General features: G+C 51.0%; 2 protein-coding genes. Both read left to right on the forward strand.

From position 1 onward, the window contains the following. Positions 1-1,866 (forward strand): DUF3274 domain-containing protein (locus RYB66_RS05780; protein ID WP_316894040.1); only part of this gene is annotated, 1,866 nt, incomplete at its 5' end. Next, the coding region (locus RYB66_RS05785) for a DUF2875 family protein (protein ID WP_316894042.1) at positions 1,863-3,009 on the forward strand (1,147 nt) is incomplete at its 3' end. The genes RYB66_RS05780 and RYB66_RS05785, both read left to right, overlap by 4 nt.

The raw sequence follows: 3,009 nt of genomic DNA on the forward strand, positions 1-3,009 counted from the left end.
CAGGGGGTGAATGAGCGGCTGGATCGGCCGGATCTGGTGGCTGGGCGGTATGGGGTAAGGTACAACGAGGCAAAAAAAGTGCCCTACGAGGAAAGGGACAGTGATCAGAAAGCCATGCTCGATGATCCTGACACCTATCTTTATCGGCGCGACGCATCTGACCCGAAAACCCATAGCGTGTTGATTCCCTTTTATTGGGGACATCGGGCAGCACCCGATCAAATCAAGCGTGATGACGCGGGCGATCCGTTCAGAATGCGTAATCAGTTTCAGGACATTAACGGTAACCGGCTGGATCGCCACTTTGCCAAGGCGGGAGGTTTTATTGCCAACGCGACCAATAACATACCGGATGTCTACGGTGAAGGCTTTAAGCCCAATCTGAAAAGCATCGCTCTGGAAACGTTTAAGCCAGACAACGCTTTATATTTTGGTCACTCGCCAGCGCGGCACTATTGCGTATTAGCGGCTCACCGCTTGGCTATGCTGATACGCGAGATCCGTCGCGTGTCGCCTGACGAGACCATAACAATCATGGGGCACAGCCAAGGCACGATGGTCACCTTGCTGGCGCAAGCGTTGCTGGTAGATGGAGGAGACCGTTGCGCAGATACTTTTATCATGGTTGATACGCCTTATTGTGTGTTGCCTGGTAACACTCCCAAGGACCAAGACACATTTTCAACGCTGGTCGGGATCGTAACTGCGATAACCAATATGCCACACACACAACCAGCCATGTCAGAACTCAGGGACGCTAAAACCTATTGCGGCAGAAGCGGTTCGCGATGGTCACCCACTCAAGGTATCCGCAAAAATAAAGTGGGCAGCATGACGGTCTTTCCCGAGCGCGATAACCGAGGAAAGGTGTATCTGTATTTCTGCCCGGATGACACCACTGTCTCACTGGATGACGTCCAAGGCATCGGGACCTATGGAATGCCTGATGCTCTACCTGATGGACGAATGGCAATGATGGTGCTCCAGCAACTACGCTTCTATCAACGCATGTGGACTAAGCGCCATCGCTATGGTGAGCCGATCCTGATCGGCAGCACGCCACAACCTGAACTCATGCGTGCCACAGGCGAAGCTCGATACCCAGGCAGCTCATTTGGAGCCGGTATGATTGCCCGCGCGCCCATCCCGGAGGGGCAGGAACGCCTTATTAATGCCGAAGCGCTGACTCCGCCTCATGCACCAGAAATGTTCGGTGGCGAAGCGGAAACTGGCACACCAACAACTTCAGGCCTGGATAAACCAGACGACGTTGGCAAAAGCGTTGCGTTAGGAAAGGACGCCGCTACGTTCTTATGGATAGAAATGCCCCCTGAATATGACGGTCCAAAAGTGACGGTGCGCCAAGCCTTAGAACGCTTCAACGCGCGTTCTGATGATCCAGAAGAAAAAACTCGCCAAGTACGAATAGGCAGATCCAGAAACCCTGCAAATCCTTTATCAGGATACAGTAGTCAAAGAGAGGAGACTCCCAGAGAAGCTCGAGACCGTATGGAGAAAAACCGTAATGCCTGGAGCGATAATTCTTATCACTCTGGATTGCTTCGCAGCCGGGAAAACCATCGCTGGGTGACTGCTATGGACATAGCTATTGGCCAAGCTAAATGCCTGGATGATCCCGCGATGCGTGATGTGCTGGTGGCTATTGCGGATTGGAAATTAGATAACGAAACCTTTGGGTACCTCAGAAAATCCTCTGGCTGGGAGCTGCTTAGCACTGATGCAAAAGAATTGGTTACTGCATGCCATTTTTATTATCAGGAAGGCGAATTCCCCTCAACCGAACTTGTCCCCCTTAATCCACCACCTCTGATCGACAGCTTACCAAAAAAGGAGAGTTCACGATGAACGCCCGCAAATGGCAAACTCTTCTTCGACCAAGATTGAAGCCATACGTCTGGGCAGTAGTAATACTGCTCACTCTGTGGGGCGGATTTGTCTTGCTTATCTACTTTAAAGCACAGGAACGTAACATGGAGCTTCGCGATATAAATTCGGTAACTCGCTGGGGTATCGCAGCAATTGTAGGTGCAGTCTTATTGACCTACAGTGGTCATTGGTGGGGTAAGGCCATCGCTCACGAACAAAATGAGCTGGCCGCCTATAAAACCGAGAGAATGGCCCAGGCTTCTGAACAGCAATTAACACAAAAACGCACTTATGCCCTGGAAATACGGGGAGTAGGACTTGGAATATACCACGACCATCAATCCGAAATTTGGGAGTTTATAAAAAAGAAAAATAATAACTTTATTTCAATCTACTCTAAAGACCCTAAGGATTATGATGCTTCTATTGACGCCCGACAAATCAGCAGAGATATAAAAATCCGGGTTGCTTTCCAACACTCAGCAGGCGAGTCAGTTGCTTATTGGCCCATCCCGACATTCGCAATCGCGCCTCCTAAGCAGCCATCTGATACAGGTGCAGCGGATAGCATACTGAGTGGTCGAAATGCTGCCACTTTGGGCGTCACATTATTTTTGTGGCAGGATGCGGATAATACTACTCACGCTCAGCGAATGATCGAACGACTATTTCAATTCTTTGACGAAAATCCGCAGGTGCCACAGGCGCTCATCGTAAGCAGAGATGGCGACGTAACACGAAGTGGATTGCGCGAGGCAGGCACCCAGGGACTGCAGAGCGTCCAGGCAGTACCGACAATATTCGAAAGTATGACCGGGCTGCTGGTCGCTCGTTCGGATCGAGTGGACAAGTATATTCGCCCTTACGCGACTCAAGAACTCGAAGACAATCAAAACAAAAATACTGACCTGGGCAAACTGTGGGCTTTCTACTGGGAGCAGCCGCGAAAGTTCAGAAAAATATATGAGGATGCAGAAAAAGCCAAAGGAGTTAAAGCTCCGCTCGCCCCAGGCACGATATCGACCGCCTACTGGCAATCCCAACTCCCCACGCTCTGGAAAACCATCAGCAACCGAGGCCCTGGCAACTTCGAGCCCTCCCCGTGGCTGCCCATCCGCTGGG

Source organism: Pseudomonas syringae group sp. 243L2 (genome assembly GCF_032587875.1).
GTDB classification, from domain to species: domain Bacteria; phylum Pseudomonadota; class Gammaproteobacteria; order Pseudomonadales; family Pseudomonadaceae; genus Aquipseudomonas; species Aquipseudomonas amygdali.